Origin of the sequence: Nocardia exalbida NBRC 100660 (assembly GCF_000308575.1) — a bacterium.
In the GTDB taxonomy this organism is placed as follows: Bacteria; Actinomycetota; Actinomycetes; order Mycobacteriales; family Mycobacteriaceae; genus Nocardia; species Nocardia exalbida.
Window position 1 is genome coordinate 39,543 of the sequence record NZ_BAFZ01000001.1, and the last position, 19,187, is coordinate 58,729.

17 protein-coding genes are annotated in these 19,187 nt (G+C 68.3%); 5 read left to right on the forward strand and 12 right to left on the reverse strand.

The genetic code is table 11. The features are described from left to right. Window position 1: 1 nt before the first annotated feature. The 9 genes from ON29_RS00220 to ON29_RS00260 form a co-directional block, all read right to left on the reverse strand. A complete protein-coding gene (locus ON29_RS00220; RefSeq protein WP_245548745.1) occupies window positions 2–1,135 on the reverse strand; it encodes an MCE family protein in 1,134 nt (377 codons plus the stop codon). Window position 1,136: 1 nt separating this feature from the next. Next, window positions 1,137–2,363 (reverse strand): MCE family protein, encoded by a 1,227-nt coding sequence (locus ON29_RS00225; RefSeq protein ID WP_051174722.1) that lies wholly within the window; start codon window positions 2,361–2,363, stop codon window positions 1,137–1,139. Continuing rightward, window positions 2,360–3,394 (reverse strand): MCE family protein, encoded by a 1,035-nt coding sequence (locus ON29_RS00230; RefSeq protein ID WP_040864047.1) that lies wholly within the window; start codon window positions 3,392–3,394, stop codon window positions 2,360–2,362. The genes ON29_RS00225 and ON29_RS00230 overlap by 4 nt, the downstream gene beginning before the upstream one ends. Window positions 3,395–3,396: 2 nt before the next feature. Further along, complete coding sequence (locus ON29_RS00235) at window positions 3,397–4,419, reverse strand: MCE family protein (RefSeq protein WP_040864048.1); 1,023 nt, start codon at window positions 4,417–4,419, stop codon at window positions 3,397–3,399. Next, window positions 4,416–5,597, reverse strand: coding sequence for an MCE family protein (locus tag ON29_RS00240; protein WP_040864103.1), 1,182 nt, complete (start codon window positions 5,595–5,597; stop codon window positions 4,416–4,418). The genes ON29_RS00235 and ON29_RS00240 overlap by 4 nt, the downstream gene beginning before the upstream one ends. 21 nt (window positions 5,598–5,618) lie before the next feature. Then, window positions 5,619–6,464 (reverse strand): MlaE family ABC transporter permease, encoded by an 846-nt coding sequence (locus ON29_RS00245; protein ID WP_373283831.1) that lies wholly within the window; start codon window positions 6,462–6,464, stop codon window positions 5,619–5,621. A 13-nt stretch (window positions 6,465–6,477) separates the two neighbouring features. Next, a complete protein-coding gene (locus ON29_RS00250; protein WP_217999058.1) occupies window positions 6,478–7,218 on the reverse strand; it encodes an MlaE family ABC transporter permease in 741 nt (246 codons plus the stop codon). A 335-nt stretch (window positions 7,219–7,553) separates the two neighbouring features. After that, the gene (locus tag ON29_RS00255) at window positions 7,554–8,060 is read right to left on the reverse strand and encodes a hypothetical protein (RefSeq protein ID WP_040864049.1); all 507 of its coding nucleotides are present in this window, start codon (window positions 8,058–8,060) and stop codon (window positions 7,554–7,556) included. Further along, window positions 8,057–8,662, reverse strand: a complete 606-nt coding sequence (locus ON29_RS00260) for a TetR/AcrR family transcriptional regulator (RefSeq protein WP_373283832.1) — start codon at window positions 8,660–8,662, stop codon at window positions 8,057–8,059. Before ON29_RS00260 ends, ON29_RS00255 begins: the two co-directional genes overlap by 4 nt. Window positions 8,663–9,130: 468 nt before the next feature. Between ON29_RS00260 and ON29_RS00265 the strand changes: the two genes are divergently transcribed. From ON29_RS00265 to ON29_RS00285, 5 genes are all read left to right on the forward strand, one after another. Next, entirely contained in the window at window positions 9,131–10,303 is a 1,173-nt protein-coding gene (locus ON29_RS00265) for an amidohydrolase family protein (protein ID WP_040864107.1), read from the forward strand. Then, window positions 10,300–11,535 carry a M24 family metallopeptidase gene (locus ON29_RS00270; RefSeq protein WP_040864050.1) on the forward strand — a complete coding sequence of 412 codons (1,236 nt, stop codon included), beginning with the start codon at window positions 10,300–10,302 and terminating at the stop codon, window positions 11,533–11,535. The genes ON29_RS00265 and ON29_RS00270 overlap by 4 nt, the downstream gene beginning before the upstream one ends. Next, a complete protein-coding gene (locus tag ON29_RS00275; protein WP_040864051.1) occupies window positions 11,525–12,649 on the forward strand; it encodes a M24 family metallopeptidase in 1,125 nt (374 codons plus the stop codon). Before ON29_RS00270 ends, ON29_RS00275 begins: the two co-directional genes overlap by 11 nt. A 91-nt stretch (window positions 12,650–12,740) precedes the next feature. Then, entirely contained in the window at window positions 12,741–13,700 is a 960-nt protein-coding gene (locus tag ON29_RS00280; protein ID WP_040864052.1) for an enoyl-CoA hydratase/isomerase family protein, read from the forward strand. A 36-nt stretch (window positions 13,701–13,736) separates the two neighbouring features. Further along, window positions 13,737–16,187, forward strand: a complete 2,451-nt coding sequence (locus ON29_RS00285; protein WP_051174724.1) for a CaiB/BaiF CoA-transferase family protein — start codon at window positions 13,737–13,739, stop codon at window positions 16,185–16,187. Window positions 16,188–16,406: 219 nt separating this feature from the next. Here ON29_RS00285 and ON29_RS00290 read toward each other — a convergent pair whose 3' ends face one another. The 3 genes from ON29_RS00290 to ON29_RS00300 form a co-directional block, all read right to left on the reverse strand. Then, entirely contained in the window at window positions 16,407–17,609 is a 1,203-nt protein-coding gene (locus tag ON29_RS00290) for a cytochrome P450 (RefSeq protein WP_040864053.1), read from the reverse strand. A gap of 87 nt (window positions 17,610–17,696) precedes the next feature. Beyond that, window positions 17,697–18,935: a cytochrome P450 gene (locus tag ON29_RS00295; protein WP_040864054.1), complete on the reverse strand. Its 1,239-nt coding sequence runs from the start codon at window positions 18,933–18,935 to the stop codon at window positions 17,697–17,699. A gap of 47 nt (window positions 18,936–18,982) precedes the next feature. Next, window positions 18,983–19,177 carry a ferredoxin gene (locus tag ON29_RS00300; RefSeq protein WP_040864055.1) on the reverse strand — a complete coding sequence of 65 codons (195 nt, stop codon included), beginning with the start codon at window positions 19,175–19,177 and terminating at the stop codon, window positions 18,983–18,985. Between the last annotated feature and the right edge of the window lie 10 nt (window positions 19,178–19,187).

The window sequence follows — 19,187 nt, forward strand, 5'->3', positions numbered from 1 at the left end:
ATCAGCGGCCTCCGGTGGGCGGCGGCGCGATCCCGGCCCCGAGCGGGTCGGAGGTCTGCCGGGCGTAACCCGGGTCCCCGACCGCCGCCTGCACCACGGCGGTCGGATCACCCCACGGCGTGCCCAGCAGCATCTCCCGTTTCAGCCGCGGCACCGTGAGATCGACGGTCGCGAACAGGTTCAGGTAGTCGCCCTGGACCGCGCGGTCGATGACGGACTGGCCGTAGGGGAACACGGTCGCGTACGCCAGCGCCGCGTCGATCTGGGGGCCGACGTCGGCCAGCGCGCGCAGCGTCGGCTCCAGGTTGCGCAGGTTCGTCAGCAGATCGGTTCGGACGTCGGTGATCACCGCCGTGGCGGTGTCGCTGAAGGTGCGCAGCCGATCCAGCGCCGCGGTGATGTTCGGCCGCTGCGCCAGCAGGACGTCGAGGGCGGGCGGAAGTCGTCGCAGGGTCTCGGTGACGACGTCGCGCTGTTCGGCGAACCGGCCGGCCAGCCGGTTGAGCGCGTCGATCGACGCGATGATGTCGTCGCGTTGACCGTCGAGCACGCCCATCATCGTGTCGAGGCGTACCAGCAGCGAACCGATCTGGTCCTGATGCCCGCTGAAGGCCTCGTTCAGGTTGCCGATGATCTCACCGAGCTGTCCGAGCCCGCCGCCGTTCACGACCACCGACAGCGACGCCAACGTCTGTTCGGTGGAGGGATAGGTCGAGGACTTGTCGAGCGGAATCCGGGTTCCCGAGGCGAGCTGCCCGGACGGCGCGGCCCCCGCGGGAGTGTTCAGCGCGAGGTGACTGGAACCGAGCAGGCTGGTCTGCCCGATCGTCGCGACGACGTTCGCGGGCACCACCGCGTCCGCGCGGATCGACGCCTCGACCACCGCGTGCCACCCGTCGAGCCGGATCCCGCTCACACTGCCGACGACCACGTCGTCGACGAGTACCGGCGAATTCGACACCAGCGTACCGACATTCGCCATCTCGACCTGGATGACTTTCGCTCCAGGCCCCTGTCCGGGCGCACCCGGCAGTGGCAGCGAATTCACTCCGTGCCAGCCGCATCCGGTGAGCGTCAGCAGCGAACAGGCGCCCACCGCCAGCAGTCGGCCACCCCGTCTCGGAAGAATTCTCACGTCAACGCCTTCCGCCGGGGAACAGGATGTCCGCGATGCCCGGCAGGGGCGGCGGAGGACTCTCGGTCGCCACCACCTGCGGAATCAAATGATCTTCGGTGTAGATGAGACTTTCCGGGCGCGCGGTCGGTCCGTGCAGCGGATTGACCGGGAACGGCAGGTAATTGAAGTTCAGCAGCCCGATCACCGGGCCGAGGTAATCGCGGCACTTGCGCGCCGCCTCCGCGGTCGTCGTCTGCTCCAGGCTCGCGATGGACGAGCACACGAATTGCACCGGACTGGAGAAGTTGTTCACGACGAATACGCCCGCTTCGGTCGCGGTGTCGGGGTTGTAGATGTTGTAGAAGTTGGCGATGCTCGTCGGGAAAATGTGCAGCAGTTCCTCGACGTCGCCGCGGTGATCCACCAGATTCCGGGTCACCTCCGCCAGCCGCTGAACCTGTTCGGACGCGCCGCTGCGGTTGGCGGCCACGAACCGCTGGACGTCCGCGACCGCGACCGACAGTTCCGACAGCGCGGCGTCCAGCTCGGATCTGCTGTCGTCGAGCACGCTCGAGAGGCTGGCCAGCCGGTTCTGGAATTCGACGATCTGCACATCGCTGTCGCGCAGCACCGTCACGAAGTGCTGCAGTTCGGTGATGATGCCGACGATGTCGCCGCTGCCCTCGGCCAGTACCCGCCCGATCCCGGACAGCTGCGCCAGTGTCTGCCGCAACTTGTCGCCGTTGCCCGCCATCGCGTCCGCCGCGCGGTCGATGAACCGGCCGGTGGAACTGCCTGCCAGGTCGAGTCCGGGACCGAGTTCGGTGGCCAGCCGGGTGAGCTGGGTCTTGACCTCGTCCCATTCGACCGGGACGGCGGTGCGTTCCAAGGGGATGACCGCTCCGTCGGGCAGCGTCGGTCCTTGCGAGCGGTAGGCGGGCGTCAGCTGCACGTAGCGGGCGCCGACGAGACTCCGGGCGACGATCACCGCCTTGGCGTCGGCCGGAATCGGTACGTCGCGGTCGACGGCCAGCACCATCTCGGCACTGGTACCGCGCGGTTGGATGGAGACGATCCGCCCGACTTCCACACCCGCCACGCGCACCTCATCGCCCTGGTAGATGGCGGTGGCGGAAGCGAAGACCGCACGAATCGTCCTGGGGCCGAACGCGGCCCGGTATCCGAGGTGAGCGCCGATGACGATCAGCGACAAAGCCAGCACCGCTGCCAGGATTCTCTTCTTCATCGGGGCGGCTCCGGCGTCGGAATCGGGAACTGGCTGGGCGGCTGGATGCCGAAGGCCTGATCGATGGCGGGCTGGATGAGCTGGGCCGGGATCAGATTCGCGACGTAGGCGTTGTAGAACGGCCCGCCGGACACGGCTTCGCCCTGGGTGAGCGCGACTTTCGCCAGGCCGGGAATCGCCGCCGCGATGTTGTCGCGGTTCTTCTCCAGCATCGCCACCACCGAATTCAGCCGGTCCAGGGTCGGCGCGAGCTCGGCTTCGTTATCGGCGACCAGGCCGGAGAGTTGCGTGGCCACCGCGGCGGTGTTGGCAAGCAGGTCGACGATCGCCTGCCTGCGCGCGGCCAGCACGCCGAGCAGCGAATTCGCGTTCAGTATCAGGGTGTTCACCTGTTCGCCGCGCTGCCCGAGAATCGCGGTCACATCGGCGGTGGCGTGCAGCATGTCGCGTAGCGAGCCGTTGCGGCTGTTGATCGACCGGGACAGCCGGGTCAGCCCGTCGAACGCCGGGCCCAGCTGCGGCGCGATCCGGTCCAGTGTCGCCGACAGCATGTCCAGTGACCGGTTGAGCGCGCCGGTGTCGATCTGCGAGACGTTGGCGGCCAGATCGCCCACCGCGTCGGTCAGCGAATAGGGCGAGGACGTCCGCTCCAGCGGGATGACGCCCGACGGCCGCAGGGTGTGTTCCCCGGCGGAGACCAGGGTCAGCACCCGCTTTCCCAGCAGCGAACCGGTTTTGATGTGCGCCGCGCTGTCGTCCCCGAGCCGGATGGTCTCATCGATCGCGAACGTGACCCAGGCGTCGCCCCCGCGCAGCGAGACATCCGACACCCGGCCCACTCGCATGCCGGAGACGAGCACGTCGTCGCCGGCCGCGAGCCCGCCCGCCTCGCTGAAGACGGCCTGGTATCGCACGCTGTCGGCCCACTCGAGGAATCGCTGGGATTGCAGCCCGATCGCGATGACGCAGATCGCGAGCACGACGCCGATCACCCCGTGCCGGGCCAGATGGCTTCCGCGGTACTCCAGCATGGCTATCCGCTGCACCTTCCGGTTTCCTGCTTGATCCAGGGCAGCACCGCCACCTGCCCCGAGTCGTCGGTCACCCGGACCGTGACCGCGCAGATGTAGTACTGGACGAAGTTGCCGTAGGCGCCGGTGCGCACCAGTTTGCGGAAGTTTCCCGGGGCTCGCTGCAAGGCGTCGTCGAGCAGCCGCTTGTCCTGGTCGACCAGCGGAGCCAGCCGCGCCAGCTGGTCGACAGTGCCTGCCAGCGGCGGCCGGGCCCCGGTCAGCAGATCGGCGATGGTCGCGGTGCCGTTGTCCAGGGCGTCGATCGCCGCGGCGATCGGATCGCGATCCTCGGACAGGTGCGTGACGAGCTGTTCGAGCCGATCGATGGTGCCCGCGAACTGGTCGCCGTCTTTCGCCAGCGTCGCCATGACGGTGCCGAGGTGATCGATCAGCTGCTGGATCACCTCGGCGTGGCCGGCGAGCGCGGTGGTGAACGCGGAGGTGCGCGACAGCAGCGAGTCGAGCGTGCCCTCCTTGCCTTGGAAGATCTCCAGCAACGACCAGGTCAACGCGTTCACCTCGCGGGCGTCCAAGCCTTGGATCACCGGCTTCAGGCCGCCGAGCAGCAGGTCGAGGTCGAGCGCGGGCGACGTCCGCTCGACCGGGATCTCGGTGCCCGCGGCCAGGATTCCGGCCGGTCCGGCGGTGTCGGACAGTTCCAGATAGCGGTCGCCCACGAGGTTGAGATACCGGACGGCCACCGCCGTGCCGTTCGTCAGCGCGACGCCGCGCTCCGCGTCGAAACTCACCCTGACCTTGTGGTCGTCACGCAACGACACCCGCCGGACCGTGCCCACCTCGACGCCGGCGATCCGGACGGTGTCGCCCGGACGCAACCCGGACGAGTCGGTGAACACCGCGGCGTACTCCACGCGCGATCCGCTGCGGTATTGGCCGAACACGAGCAGCAGGAATCCGGACAGCACGAGCATGACCGCCGCGAATACACCGAATTTCAGCAGCGGTGAAGTGCGCGGGCTCATCGCGGACCGCCGTGGCCCGGTTGCCCGGCGTAGGGGCCGAACAACGCCTGCGGCAGGTTGCCGACGTTCAGCTCCACGGTCTGGTTTCCCTCCTCGAAGGGGTTGGCGCCGACATCGGCGACGACGAACGGCGGCCGCCCCTCGTACGGGACCGGCAGCACCGAGCACTGCGGACCTCCTGTGGCGGCCACCTTCGGCAGATTGCGCGGATACCGGTACGGTTCGGTGCCGAACAGGAAGTTCGCCGACAGGCCGAGCCCTGGCACGTCGACCGGTTTCGACCGCGACAGCCACCCGAGACCGTCGAGCGCGCAGGTCAGCGCCTCGTGGTATTCGTTGGTGAGCGTGGTGGTCGGCACCAGCGCTGTCAGCGCGCTGTCCAGCGCGGCATGGTTGTCGGCGAGCACCGGAGTTCCGGTGTCCGACAAGCCGATCAGCCCGATCAGCAGGGCGTCGAGATTGTGTTGTTCGTCCATGATCGTCCGGCTGATCGCGCTTGCGTTGCGTGCGGTCTCCAGCAACGGGTCGGTCGCGTCGGCATAGGCGTTCAACACCGGCGGCGCCATGGCGAGATCCGCGCGCAGCGCGGGCAGTCCCGGCTCCAGCCGCGCGAGGAAGTTCTCCAGGTCGCCGAGCATCAGGCCCAGCTTGTCGCCGCGTCCGCCGGTGGCGGCGGCGATCGCGCCGAGCGTCTCGTTGAGCTTCTCCGGCTCGATGCGCCCGAGCACCGTGGTCAGTTGCTGGAACACGGTGTTGATCTCCACCGTGACGTGCTCGGCGTCGAGCACCTGCCCGGCCCGCATCGCCTGCGCCGCGGGATGTTCGGGCGGGACGAGCTGCACGAATTTCGCGCCGAACACCGTCGTGGAGGCGATGTCGACCCGCACGTCGGCGGGAATGAGGCGCAGCTGTCCGGCATCGATCGCCAGCCGGATCGACGCGAGCCCGTCGGCGCGTTCGCCGATCGACTCGACCTTGCCCACCGTGACGCCACGCATCTTGACATCGGCGTCCGGATACATCACCAGTCCGGCGCGCGGCGACAGCACGGTCACCGGCACGGTGTCGGCGAATCCGCCGTTGAACATGGTCACGCTCAGGCCGATCACCGCGATTCCCACGGCGATCGAGGTGAGCCCGGCGGCGGGGCGGGCCGTCGCCCGGGCGAACGACTTCATCGTCGACAACATCGGCACCTCTCAACCGGACAGATCGAAGTTTCCGTTGGCGCCGTAGACCGCCAGCGACACCAGCAGCGTCACCGACACGACCCCGATCAGCGACGTCCGCACGGCGTTTCCCACCGCGATGCCGACACCGGACGGTCCCCCGCTGGCGAAGTAGCCGAAGTAGGTGTGGATCAACAGGATGGTCAGGGCCATCAGGATCGCTTGCAGGAACGACCACACCAGGTCGATGGGGTTCAGGAAGGTCCCGAAGTAGTGGTCGTACAACCCGGCGGACTGACCGAGCAGCACGACGGTGGTCACCCTGCTCGCGATGAACGACGCGATGACCGCGAGGGCGTACAGCGGGACGATCGCGATCATGCCCGCGACGATCCTGGTGCCGACGAGGTACGGGATGGGTTCGATCGCCAGCGATTCGAGCGCGTCGATCTCCTCGTTGATCCGCATCGCGCCCAGCTGCGCGGTGGCCCCGGCGCCGAAGGTCGCCGCCAGTCCGATGCCCGCGACCACCGGCGCCGAGATGCGCACGTTGATGAACGCCGACAGGAAGCCGGTCAGCGCTTCGATGCCGATGTTGCCCAGCGAGCTGTAGCCCTGGACGGCGAGGGTGCCGCCGGTGGCCAAGGTGAGGAATCCGACGATCACCACCGTTCCGCCGAACACCGCCAGCGCCCCGGAGCCCATGCTGATCTCGGCGATGAGCCGGACGGTCTCACGACGGTAGTGCCAGGCCCCGAACGGCGCGTACACCAGTGCCTTCACGTAGAAGACGGCATGGTCGCCGATCCGGCCCAGCGCCTGGTACGGCCGCCGGATCCGTCGAATGGTTTTGGGGTAGCGCGCGATCAGAGTCACCAGCGCCGCTCCTTCATCGCACGGTCATCTGGATGCCGATCGCCGTGACGACGACATTGATCACGAACAGGGACATGAAGGCGTAGACCACGGTCTCGTTGACCGCGTTGCCGACGGCCTTCGCCCCGCCGGTCACGATCAAGCCCCGGTAGCAGGCGACGAGACCGGCCACCAGACCGAACAGCAGGGCCTTGACCGAGGAGATGATCACCTCATCGACCCCGGTGAGCAGCGTGATCCCCGCGGCGAAAGCGCCCGGATTCACGTCCTGGACGTAGACGGAGAACACGTAACCCCCGATCACGCCGATGATGCACACCAGGTTGTTCAGCAGGAACGCCACCAGGCCGGAGGCCAGCATCCGAGGCGTCACGAGTCGTTGCACCGGATCGATGCCCAGCACCTGCATCGCCGCGATCTCCTCGCGGATGGTGCGCGAGCCGAGGTCGGCGCACATCGCCGTCGCGCCGGACCCGGCGACGATCAGCACCGTGACCATCGGACCCACCTGGGTCACCGCGCCGAACGCGGCGCCCGCGCCGCTGAGATCCGCGGCGCCGAGTTCGCGCAGCAGGATGTTGAGCGTGAAGCTCACCAGCACCGTGAACGGGATCGCCACGAGCAGCGTCGGCACCAGCGAGACGCGCACGATGAACCACGACTGCTCGAGGAATTCCCTGGTCTGGAACGGTCTTCGGAACAAGAACCGCACCGCGTCCGCCGACATGGCGAACAGCCCTCCGACGGCCTGCATCGGACCCGCCGCAGCCCGAGTGATCGTGCTACGCACCTCGTGTGCCGGTAGCAGGCGGCGACGCCTCCGCGTCGTATCGGCCTCGGATTGCATTAATCACCCTCTCGGTGGTGGAAAATGCCATTCTCATATATGCACACGGTGACACACCTCATATGAGAATTCAATACGCGGAGGAAGTGGTCCGGGGCGCGGGCCCCTTCCCATGACGCGCCCTACCGGGGGAGCAGGCGGCTCTACGGGCAGCGGGGCAGACGACCGCGGCACAGAGAACCGGGAGTGCGCAAACGTACGGGATCAGCTGTGCGCGAAGCGGTTTCGAGACGGAGCGGGGGTCAGCCGACGGGACTGAGGTCGGCGCCGATCGGGGGGAACGCCGACAGCCCACTGCGGAAGACCTCGGTGGTCCCGACCGAGTCGGCCGGAACCGCCGCCGCGGTCAGCGCCTGGGCTTTGAACGCCTGCGCGGCCACACTGAGCCGGTGCAGCACCGGATCGACCCGATGCTCCGGCGGCGACGGCCAGCCCTCACCCCAGACCACCACCTCAACGCCACCGTCATCCAGGGCCTTCAACAGCCCCCGGCGCGCCCGGCGATCACATTCGCAGACGTCGGCGGCGACCGCGAGCGCGTGCGGCTGACGCCCCTGCCCCCGTGAGGCGAGCACCTGCTCGAGTTCCAGCACCTCCGCGCCGAGGATGCGCAGCGGCCGCGTATCCGACAGGTCGGCGACGAGCACCGTGACGTCCCATCCGGCGACGGAGCGGTCGAACAGCCAGCCGCCCGCGTGTTCGACGACATCGACGACGCTGGTCGCGACGACGTCGAGCCGGTATCTCATCGTTCCCCATCCGGCGCGAAGTCGCGGGCCAGTGACCTGGTGTACTCGTGGAACACCTCGGCCAGCGGGATCGAGTGGTCGAGCATCCATGAGATCTCCATTCCATTGATGAAAGCGACGATTTCCACGGCCCGGATGTCAGGATCGAAATCGGGCCGGAACCGTCCGATCTCCTGGTTGCGACGGATCACGTCGGCGACGATGCCGACGGCCACCTTCCAACGGTCGAGCAGTCGCTCGTGCAGTGGAGCCTCGGGCAGCAGGTTCTCCACCAGCAGTACTACGAAGGTGCCCACCAGTTCCGGTGAGCGCTGGATACGGTCGGCGACCTTGCGGATCTCCGAGAACAGGTCTCCGGTCACGTCGGCTTCGCGGGCGTCGTCGGCGTCGCGGGCATCGAGCACGGCGTGCAGGAGTTGCTCCTTGGACGAGAAATGGTGCAGCAGTCCGGCCGGACTCACGCCGGCTTCGCGGGCGATCTGCGCCAGCGTCGTACTGCGCCAACCGTTTCGGGTGAGCAGTCGCTGAGCGACGGCGAGGATGCGCTGCCTGCGGTCTTCACCCTTGGCCAGCAGGGAGGCATATGGACGAGGAGTGGTCACGGGAATCCCTGTTTCGATCAAACCTAGTGAACACACAGTAGGTTGGTTTTGCCGATGTGACAAGGGTCTCACGACCGTTCCGGACGGTCTGGAAACGCCCCTCTCTCGCCGCGCTGGAGCTCGATCCCGACAGCGGCAAGCTTCGCCAACCCGGGGCGCATCGTCCGACCCACGCCTTTCTCACCGCCGTGGAGCGATAATTACATTCTCGCTGCTGAGACCATAATTCCTGGGGGCGTGGCAACAGAATCTGTATGTCTCCTTCTCTGATTGTGATAACGTCATTCCCACGACGGAGCCGCAGCGATCCGAGCAGGATCGCCGCCGCGCGGGTCGTCGCGAGCCCGGCCACCGAAGCCGGGCGGATCCGCGGCCGCGGTCCAGTACGCCGCCGCCGAAGTCCGCGATCGCCAGCCCGCCGACGTGACCGCGGTCCCGTGCAGCGAACAGATCCATGGGAGGGTCAAGATGTCGGTTCCGACCAGCAGTGCCTCGTTGTACCCGCCCGGCGGATTCGGTCCGCCGAAGGACCGCCGCGGCCACGCCGAGGGTTCGGTGGGCCTTCCGCCCGGCACCGAGGTCTTCTCGGCGGACAACCACATCTCGCTGGCGCACGACATCTTCTACGAGCGATTCCCGGAATCGCTGAAGGACCGCGCCCCGCGCGTGTGGTACGAGGACGGCGCCTACCAGCTGGGCCGCAAGGGCAGGTCGTTCCTGCCCGGCGACTTCAGCCACGTGCTGATGCAGTACGACCCGCTGGACGGATCCGGCAGCGCCAACCTGGACGCACGCATCGCCGATCTGCGCGCCGACGGCATCGCCAAGGAACTCGCGTTCCCCAACGCCCTGCTCGCGCTGCTGTTCTACCCGGACAAGGAGATTCGAGAGCTCTGCTTCCGGGTGTACAACGCCTACATCGCGGAGTTGCAGGAGCAGTCCGGCGGCACCTTCTACGGCGTCGGGCTGATCAATTGGTGGGACGCCGACGGCGCGCGCCGCACCCTCGCGGAACTGAAGTCGCTGGGACTCAGGACTTTCCTGCTGCCGCTGTCGGCGGGCAAGGACGACGAGGGCAACGTCATCGACTACGCGAGCACCGCGATGATCCCGGTGTGGGACGCGATCGAGGAGTCCGGTGTTCCGGTCTCCCACCACATCGGTGAGTCGCCGCTGTCGAGCCCCTGCGAGGTGAACAGTGTCGCGGTCGGCATGATGCACAACGTCGCCCCGTTCCGTGAGCTGTTCTCCAAGTACATCTTCAGCGGCATCATCGACCGGCATCCCGGTCTCAGCATCGGCTGGTTCGAGGGCGGGGTGAACTGGGTGCCTTCGGCGATCCAGGACGCCGAGCACATGCTGGCCTCCTTCCAGCACATGCTCGATCGCCCGGTCGAGCACGACGTGCGCCACTACTGGGACAACCACATGCGCGCGTCGTTCATGGTGGACCCGCTCGGCCTGTCGCTGATCGACCACATCGGCCGCGACCGGGTCATGTGGTCGTCGGACTACCCGCACAACGAGAGCACCTTCGGTTACTCGGAGAAGTCTCTGGAAGCCGTCGTGCAGGCCGTCGGCGCGGAGGACGCCGCCCGGATCGTCAGCGGCAACGTGGCGGAATTCCTGGGTCTGTCATGACGTCGTCCCCCGCCGCGGCCACCTCGTCCGTCGAGATCCCCGAGGTACCGGATCGCGCCCGCATGCGGCGCGACACCGGAGCGCGGCTGCGATCCGCCATGGCCGAGCAGGGCGTCGACGCCCTGATCCTGCTGAACAACAGCAACGTCGCGTATTCGACCGGGGCGAACTGGCCGCTCGGCGACGCCGGGCTCGCCCACGTCGAGCGGCCCGTCGCCGTGGTCGTGGCGGGCGATCCGTGGCCGCACCTGTTCCTGCCCTTCCGGGAGGGAGCCTCGGCGGAGTCGGATCTTCCCGCCGATCACCTGCACGGACCCGTCTACCTCGAATTCGACGAAGGCGTGGCGGCTTTCGCGCGGCTGATCGCCGATCTGGTTCCGGCCGGGTCGGCCATCGCGGTGGACGAGTGCACCGGCGCCATGCTGCGCGCGCGGTCCGCGCTGTTCCCCGGCGGCCCTCCGCCGGACGCCGCCACCGTGATCGGCGCCGCGAAACTGATCAAGACGCCCGACGAGATCGCCTGCATCCGCACCGCGTGCCGGATCACCGAGCAGGCCATGGTCGACGTACAGGCGGCGCTTGCGCCCGGGCGCAGGCAGATCGACCTGTCGGCGAGCTTCGTGCGCCGGGCCTTCGAGCTGGGCGCCACCGCCACCATGCTCGACGCCATCTGGCAGGTCATGCCGGAGACCAAGGCCGACGGCGTCTGGACCACGCACGGCGATCTCGCCCTCCCGCTGCTGACCACCGAGCGAGAACTGGCCGCGGGCGACGTGCTCTGGACCGATGTCAGCATCACCTACGGCGGCTACTGCTCCGATTTCGGCCGCACCTGGACGGTGGGCACCGAGCCCGGCGCACGCCGGCAGCGGCAGTTCGAGCGCTGGCGGGAGATCCTCACCGCGGTGCTGGACGTGACCCGGGCCGGCGCCACTGCGGCCGACCTCGCCCGGGCGGCGATCGCCGCCAACGGCGGCGCCAAGCCGTGGCTGCCGCATTTCTACCTGGGACACGGAATCGGCGTGAGCGCCGCCGAGATGCCGATGATCGGCACCGATCTCGGCGACGAGTTCGACGAAAACTTCGTGTTCGAACCCAACATGGTGCTGGTTCTGGAGCCGGTCGTCTGGGAGGACGGCACCGGCGGCTACCGAAGCGAGGAAATCATCGTGATCACCGAGGAGGGCTGGACGGCCCTCACCGACTATCCCTATGCCCCCTATGGCCACTGAGGTCGTGCCGGACGATCGCGCCCTGCGACATGGGCGGCGCGATCGTGCCCTGGCACAGATGGAAGCCCATGATCTGGACGTCCTCGTTCTCGGACGTCAGGCCAACGCCCGCTACGTGTCGGGCACACCGCAACTGTGGGTCGCGGGCACCCGCCCGTTCGGTCCGGTGGCGACAGTGGTGCGCCGGACGCGCGCGGTGCATCTGCTGAGCACCTGGGACGAAGGCGTGCCCGACGACATCCCGCACGAGCACCTGTACGGCATCGCGTGGAACCCGGTGAACACCATCGCCGTGCTGCGCGACATCGAGGGAGCCGCCACCGCGCGGCGGGTCGGCACCGACGCGCTGTCGCCCACCTTCGCGAAACTGCTGCCGACCGCCTTCCCCGGCGCCGAATTGGTGGACGGTGAGCTCGCGATGCGCGCCGCGCGCCGGATCAAGACCGCCCACGAGGTGGAGGTCCTGCGCGGGACGCTCCGGATCGCCGAGACCGGCTTGTCCGCTGCGGTGGCCCGGCTCGCGCCGGAGGTCACCGAACAGGCGCTGATCGGTGCGCTGCTGGAAGCGATGACCGCCGGTGGCGTCAGCACCCCCGCGTCGCAGGACTCGGCCTGGGTGACCTCACGGGAGCACCCGTGGCGCCGGGCGGGCGCGGACCGGCGCGTGCGAGCGGGCGATCTGGTGGCCTTCTCCTCCGGTGTCCTCGGCGAGGGCTACATCGGCGAGGTGGGCCGCACCTGGCCGGTCGGCGGGGAAGGCGACGACGGCGTCCGCAAGCTGTACCGGCGCTGGGACGGGTTGTGGGCGCGCCTGATCGAGGCCTGCCGTCCCGGATCGGCAGGCACGGATCTGCTCGCTGCCTACGAGATCGCGGGCGAACCGCTGCCGCCGATGCCGGTCGCGCGTGGACTCGGCATGGGTTTCGATCCGCCGGTGGTGACCTCCCAGCTGCGGGCGAGTGCCGAGGCCGAACGCCTGGAACCGGGCATGGTGCTGGCCGTCACCGCGTACGTGTGGGAATCGGGGGTCGGGGCGGTGTTCGGACGCGACGCGGTGCTGATCACCGAGGACGGCGCCGAGGTGCTCACCGTCGCTCCGCACTGGGAGCACTAGGGTTCGGCGCTCCGGAACCGCCGGAGCACCGAACAACCGTGTCCGGCAAGAGGTTCCGGACACATTTCGAATTCGGCAAAGGAGCCCGCCCATGCCCGGTACCGAGCAGCCCTCGGCGGAGGAGATCATCCGCTACGAGAAGGACCCCGCGAGCCGGATCGCGACCATCACGTTCGACCGGGCCGACCATCTCAACGCGCCCACCATCGCGGCGCGCCTGCGCTACGCCGATCTGTTGCACCGCGCGAACGTCGACGACGAGGTGAAGGTGCTCGTCGTGCGCGGCGCGGGCGACGATCTGGGCACCGGCGCCGACCTCCCCGAGTTCATGGCGGTGCAGAACGCGCCGACCCAGGGTCCGCGGTTGAGCGAGTACAAGATCGGCGAGGACGAGGTGCGGTATCCCCCCAAGGAGTCCTTCCGGCACGGCGCCACGATCAGCCAGTGGTACGCCAATGCCCAAGCCGGTTGCCGCAGCCTGCAGGAGTTCAAGAAGATCAGCATCCTGGAGGTGAAGGGCTACTGCTACGGCTGGCACTTCTACCAGGCCGCCGACGCCGACCTGGTGATCTCCTCCGACGACGCCCTCTTCGGTCACCCGTCCTTCCGGTACTACGGCTGGGGACCGCGGATGTGGACATGGGCGCAGACCATGGGCCTGCGCCGGTTCCAGGAGATGGTCTTCACCGGCCGGCCGTTCACGGCACGGGAGATGTACGAGTGCAACTTCCTGAACAAGGTCGTGCCCCGGGCGGAACTCGAAGCCGAGACCGAGAAGTACGCGCGGGCCTGTGCGCGCAACCGCCCCACCGACACGGTCTTCATGCAGAAGGTCTTCTTCGAGGTGATGAAGCAGCACCAAGGCGAGTACATGGGCAGCTTGCTGAGCGGGTTCTTCGAGTCGATGGGCGGCCACATCCACGCCGACGACGACGAACTCATGCTGGACAACGCCTTCGAGGGCGGGCTCAACAACTCGGTCAAGGACAACGACGCGCAGTTCCCGCCGGAGTTCCGGCTCAGCAAGTCGGGTCGTGAGAAGCAGGTCTGAGTCCGCCGCGCGCCGGGGATCGGAACGGTGAGGGTCATGGCATCGCAGAAATCCGCAAGCAGCGCCGAACGCCCTGTCGAGCCGCCATTGCGCGGATGCGTGGTGGTCGACCTCTCCTCCGGGATCGCCGGTGCGTATTGCACCAAACTACTGGCCGACGGCGGCGCGGAGGTAGTCAAAATCGAAGCGCCGGAGGGGGATCCGCTGCGGCGCTGGTCGGCCTCGCACGCCGAACTCGCCCCCGGCGCCGACGGCGCGCTGTTCGCTTTCCTGGCCTGTTCGAAGAAGAGTGTGGTGGCCGACCCGGGCGCGCCCGCCGATCTGGAACTCGTCGACGGTCTGCTGGCCTCGGCCGACATCGTGGTGTGGTCGCGGGGGTCGCGCCTCACCGAGCATCCGCGGTTCACCGCCGCCGCGCTGCGGCGCACGCACCGGCACCTGGTGGTCACCGCGATCACCCCCTTCGGTCTCGACGGGCCGTGGCACGATCGCCCGGCCACCGAGTTCACCCTGCAGGCCTGGTCCGGCGGCATCGTCGGGCTCGGCCGGGGTGCGCCGGACCGCGCTCCGGTGCACGTGGGCGGCCGGATCGGTGAGTGGTTCGCCGGCGCCTACGCCTGCGCGGCCACCATGACCTCGCGGCTGCGCACGCTCGGAACCGGTGCCGGCGAACTGGTCGACCTGTCCGTGCTGGAAACCCAGATCCTCGGGCTCACCTATTTCCCGGTCTCGTTCTTCGACGCCCTCGGACGGCCGTTCCGCACGGAACGACGGCGCAGCGTGCCCGGGGTCGCGACCGCCGCCGACGGCTTGGTGGCGGTGGGCTGCGGCACCGCGCAGCAATGGTTCGACCTGTGCGCGATGGTGGGGCATCCGGAGTGGATCGAGGAAGACCCCAACCCCGCGATCACCCAGCGGGCCAACGAGAAAGCGCCGGAGATCTTCGCCTGGATGGCCGAGCAGCCCGCCGAGGTGATCCGCGACCTGGCGACGGCCTTCCGCATTCCCAACGGTCCCGTGGTCAACGGGGCCGACGCGCCCACCATGGATCATCATGTGGCGCGCAAGTTCTTCACGGTCAACCCCCGGGACGGCTTCGTCCAGCCCGGTCCGCCGTACCGCACCCGGCCCACGCTGCTGCGCGACCCGCAACCCGCTCCCCGGCTCGGCGAGCACACCGAGCAGTACCGAGCCCGGCGCCGCGAGCGCGCGAGCGTGGCCCGTGTCGGCGTGCCGGATCCGTTGCCGTTCCGCGAACTGCGCGTCCTGGATCTCACGACGTTCTGGGCAGGACCGTCGTGCACCCATTACCTCGCCATGCTCGGCGCGGAGGTCATCCATGTGGAGTCGGCCGGGCGACCCGACGGCACCCGCCTCATCGCGGGCGTGCCGCCGACCGAAGAGCGATGGTGGGAGAAGTCCCCGATCTTCTCCGGACTCAACACCGGCAAGAAGAGCCTCACGCTGGACTTCCGTTCCGAGCGAGGGCGGGATCTGCTGAAGCGGCTGGCCGCCACGTGCGATGTGCTCGTCGAGAACTACACGCCGCGCGTCCTGGAACAGATCGGCTTGGACTATCCGGCCGTGCGGGAACGGCGCCCGGACACGATCATGGTCCGGATGCCGGGATTCGGCCTCGACGGTCCCTGGCGCGACAATCCCGCCTTCGCTTACGTCATCGAGGACACGTCCGGGTTGACCTGGCTGACCGGTTACCCGGACCAGAACCCCGTGGAGCCCTACGCCATCGGTGATCCCAATGCGGGCGTGCACGCGCTCAACGCCCTGCTGCTGGCCTTGGAACACCGGCGGCGCACCGGTCAGGGAGTGCTGGTGGAGGCCGCTATGGTCGAGGCCGCGCTCAACGTGGCCGCCGAGCAAGTGATCGAATACTCGGCCTACGGCGCGCTGCTGGAGCGGGACGGCAACCGCGGCCCCTGCGCGGCGCCACAGAATCTCTATCGAGCGGCGGGAGTGGACGAATTCGGTCGGGAGGATTGCTGGGTGGCGATCGCGGTCGCCACCGACGCGCAGTGGCGGCGATTGCGCGAAGCGCTCGGCACCCCGTTCTGGGCCTTGGATCCCGAACTCTCCTCCGCACCGGGGCGCCGCCGCAGGCACGACCTGATCGACGAGCGGCTCGCCGAATGGTGCGCGCAGCGCGACAGCGACGAGATCGTGCGCGTCCTCTGGAACGCCGGTGTCCCGGTCGCGAACGTCATGCAGCCGCATCGGCAGACCGAACTGCCCCAGCTGCGGTTCCGTGACTTCTTCGAGCCCGTCGCCCACCCCGTCGCCCGGACGGCCGGGCACAGCACGGTGCCGTTCCGGTCCTCGGCCGGTCCGCGGCGCTACCACCGGACGCACGCGCCCCTGCTCGGCGAGCACAACACGGAACTGCTCACCGCCCTCGGCCTGAGCGAGACGGAGATCCGCGCGCTGGAGGCCGACGACGTCATCGGAGGCTTTCCCGCCGTCGCGCGGTGAATGCGGCGCGGAGGACACCCACCGTCGCGAAGCGGCCGTGCGCGGCGTGCGGCATCACCGACTGCGAGCCGGAACCGGTACCGCGGGAGCGAACCCGAGTCCCGCGGCAACCGCGGCCGGCTCGCTGATCTTCGGTCCGGGTCTCCCCTCCATCACCCGGGCGCCCGCGGAATCGCTGTGGGTGCCCCCGCATCCGCCACGCGCGGCACCGGAACCGGTTCAGGAGGTGAACGCGGGCAACGTTTCCCAGCCGCGGACGGTCGAGGTGGGCGACAGCTTCGCGTTCGCCAGGTCCACCTCCCACTCCGGGAATCGCGCGAGGATTTCCTCGAGCGCGACCCGTCCCTCCAGGCGAGCCAGCGCCGATCCGAGGCAGTAGTGCGTGCCGACGCTGAAGGAGAGGTGCTGGCGGGTGTCGCGGTGGATGTCGAAAACATCGCCGTCCGGCGGGAATTGCCGGTGGTCCCGGTTGGCCGCGCCGATGAGCATCATCATGGCGCTGCCCTCCGGCACGGTCCGGCCGTGCACCTCGACATCGCGGGTCACATACCGCGCCACATGCGGCGCGGGTGGTTCGAAGCGCAGCAGCTCTTCGATGGCGTTCGGAATCAACCGCGGGTTCGCCACGAGCTCGCGGCGCTGGTCCGGATGCTCCGCGAGAACCTTGCCCGCCCAGCCGATCAGCCGGGTCGTGGTCTCGTTGCCCGCGCCGGAGACCACGTTCACGTACGTGAGCAACTCCTCGCGGCGCAGCTTGCGCACGGCGCCGGTCTCGTCCTCGAATTCGACGTTGAGCAACTCGGTCATGATGTCATCGGAGGGATGCTCGGCCCGCCAGTCGATGTAGGCGGCGAAGATGTCGCCGCCGGCCATGCCCTCGGAGGCGGCCTTCATCGGCTTGCCCTCCTCGGTCCGCATCTGCTCGTTCGCGAAATCGCGGATGGCCTCCTGATCCTCCTCCGGGATGCCGAGCAGCATGCCGATGGTGCGCATCGGCATCTGCGCGCCGATGTCGGCGATGAAGTCCAGCCGTCCGGTACCGACGTGCGGATCGAGACTGCGCGCGCAGAATTCACGGATCTTGTCCTCCAGCGCGCGGATCTTGCGCGGGGTGAACATGCGCGACAGCAGGCTGCGGTGGATGTCGTGGATCGGCGGATCCTCGAAGATCAGCACGCCGGAGGGAATCTCGATGTTCGCTTTGATCAGTTCGATGATCGCACCGCGCGCGGAGCTGTAGGTGTCCTTGTCCAGCAACGCCGCGTTGACATCCGCGTGGCGACTGACCGCGTAGAAGTCGTGCTTCTCGTTGTAGTACAGCGGCATGTCCTCGCGGAGCCGTTTGAACATCGGATAGGGATCGGCATTGAGATCGACGTCGTACGGGTCGTAGTAGACGTCGCGGGCCGCGCTGATGGTCACAGGGGTTCGCCTCTTCTCTTTCTTGGAGATCGACATTCGCAGGGCTCGTCCGGAAATCTTGCGGCCGAGCGCATTCGGCTCGACGCCCTACCAGCTCACCGGCAGCTCGTACAACCCGTAGGCGAGCCGGTCGTGCTTGAACTGGACTTCCTCGAACGGAATCGCCAAGCGCAGCGTGGGAACGCGCCGAACCAGCGTCCGGAAGACGATCTGTAGTTCGGCCCGGGCGAGCTGCTGCCCGACGCACTGGTGCGGGCCGAAACCGAACCCCAGGTGCTGACCGGCGGGCCTGCGCAGATCCAGCCGATCGGGTTGCTCCCATGCCTTTTCGTCCCAGTTGGCCGGTGCGAGGTCGAAGATCAGGCCGTCTCCGGCCCGGACGGTCTCCCCCGCGATCTCGATGTCCTCGATCGCGACGCGCCGCTGTCCGTTCTGAATGATGCTGAGGTACCGCAACAGCTCCTCGACCGCGCTGACGACGATCTTCGGATCGTCGGTATCGCGCAACAGGGCGAACTGATCGGGGTTGCGCATCAGGGCCAGGGCTCCGAGCGAGATCATGTTGGCGCTCGTCTCGTGGCCCGCGATCAGCAGGCCGGTCCCCAGCTGCGCGGCCTCCTTCATATCGATCTCCCCGGCGCGGACCCGCTCCGCGATATCGGAAACCACGTCCTCGGCGGGGCTTTCCAGCTTCTTCTTCACCAGGTCGACCAGATAGCGCGCCAGTCCCGCGCGCCCCTCGGCGGCCTGCTCCTTGGTCGCGTACCGGTCGACGTTGACGGTGGCGTGCTTCTGGAAGAACTCGTGGTCCTCGTAGGGCACGCCGAGCATCTCGCTGATCATCAGCGTCGGCACCGGCAGCGCCAGCGCCTCGACCAGGTCGGCGGGCTGTGGCCCGGCCAGCAGCCGGTCGATGTGCTCGTCGGTGATCTGCTGGATGACCGGCCGCAGCGCTTCCACCCGCTTGAAGGTGAACGGCTTGGTGAGCATCCGCCGGTACCGGCTGTGCTCCTCGCCGTCGGTGGTGAACAGCGACTTCGGCCTGCTGTCCACGATCGCCGCCATGCCCTCGTTCCAGTGCGGGAAGCCGGGCCGATGATCGTCCACGCTGACCCTCGGATCCGACATCAGGGTCTTGAATTCGGCGTATCCGGTGACCAGCCAGGGGGTGCTGCCGTCCCAGATGCGGACGCGGTTGAGCGGCTTGCCCCGGCCCAGCCGCAACGCCTCGGGCGGCGGCGCGAACGGGCATCCGGCCGACCTGGGCATGGGATAGTCGGGAACCTCCGTGGCGGCGGTGGTCGTATCGGTCAATGCTTCGGACACTGTTCACTCCTGGGTGATCGGGTTCGGCAGAACCGCGGGATGCCGGTTCATTCCTCGATGTGGATGGCCATGGCCGGGCAGACCGCCGCGGCCTGGCGCACGTCCTCGGCGAGTTCGTGCGGCGGGTTCTCGTCGAGCAGGACGACGATGCCGTCCTCGTCTCGCTGATCGAACACGTCGGCCGCGTGCATGACGCAATGCCCGGCCGCGACGCATTTGACTTGGTCGACAGTCACTTTCATCGGGACCCTT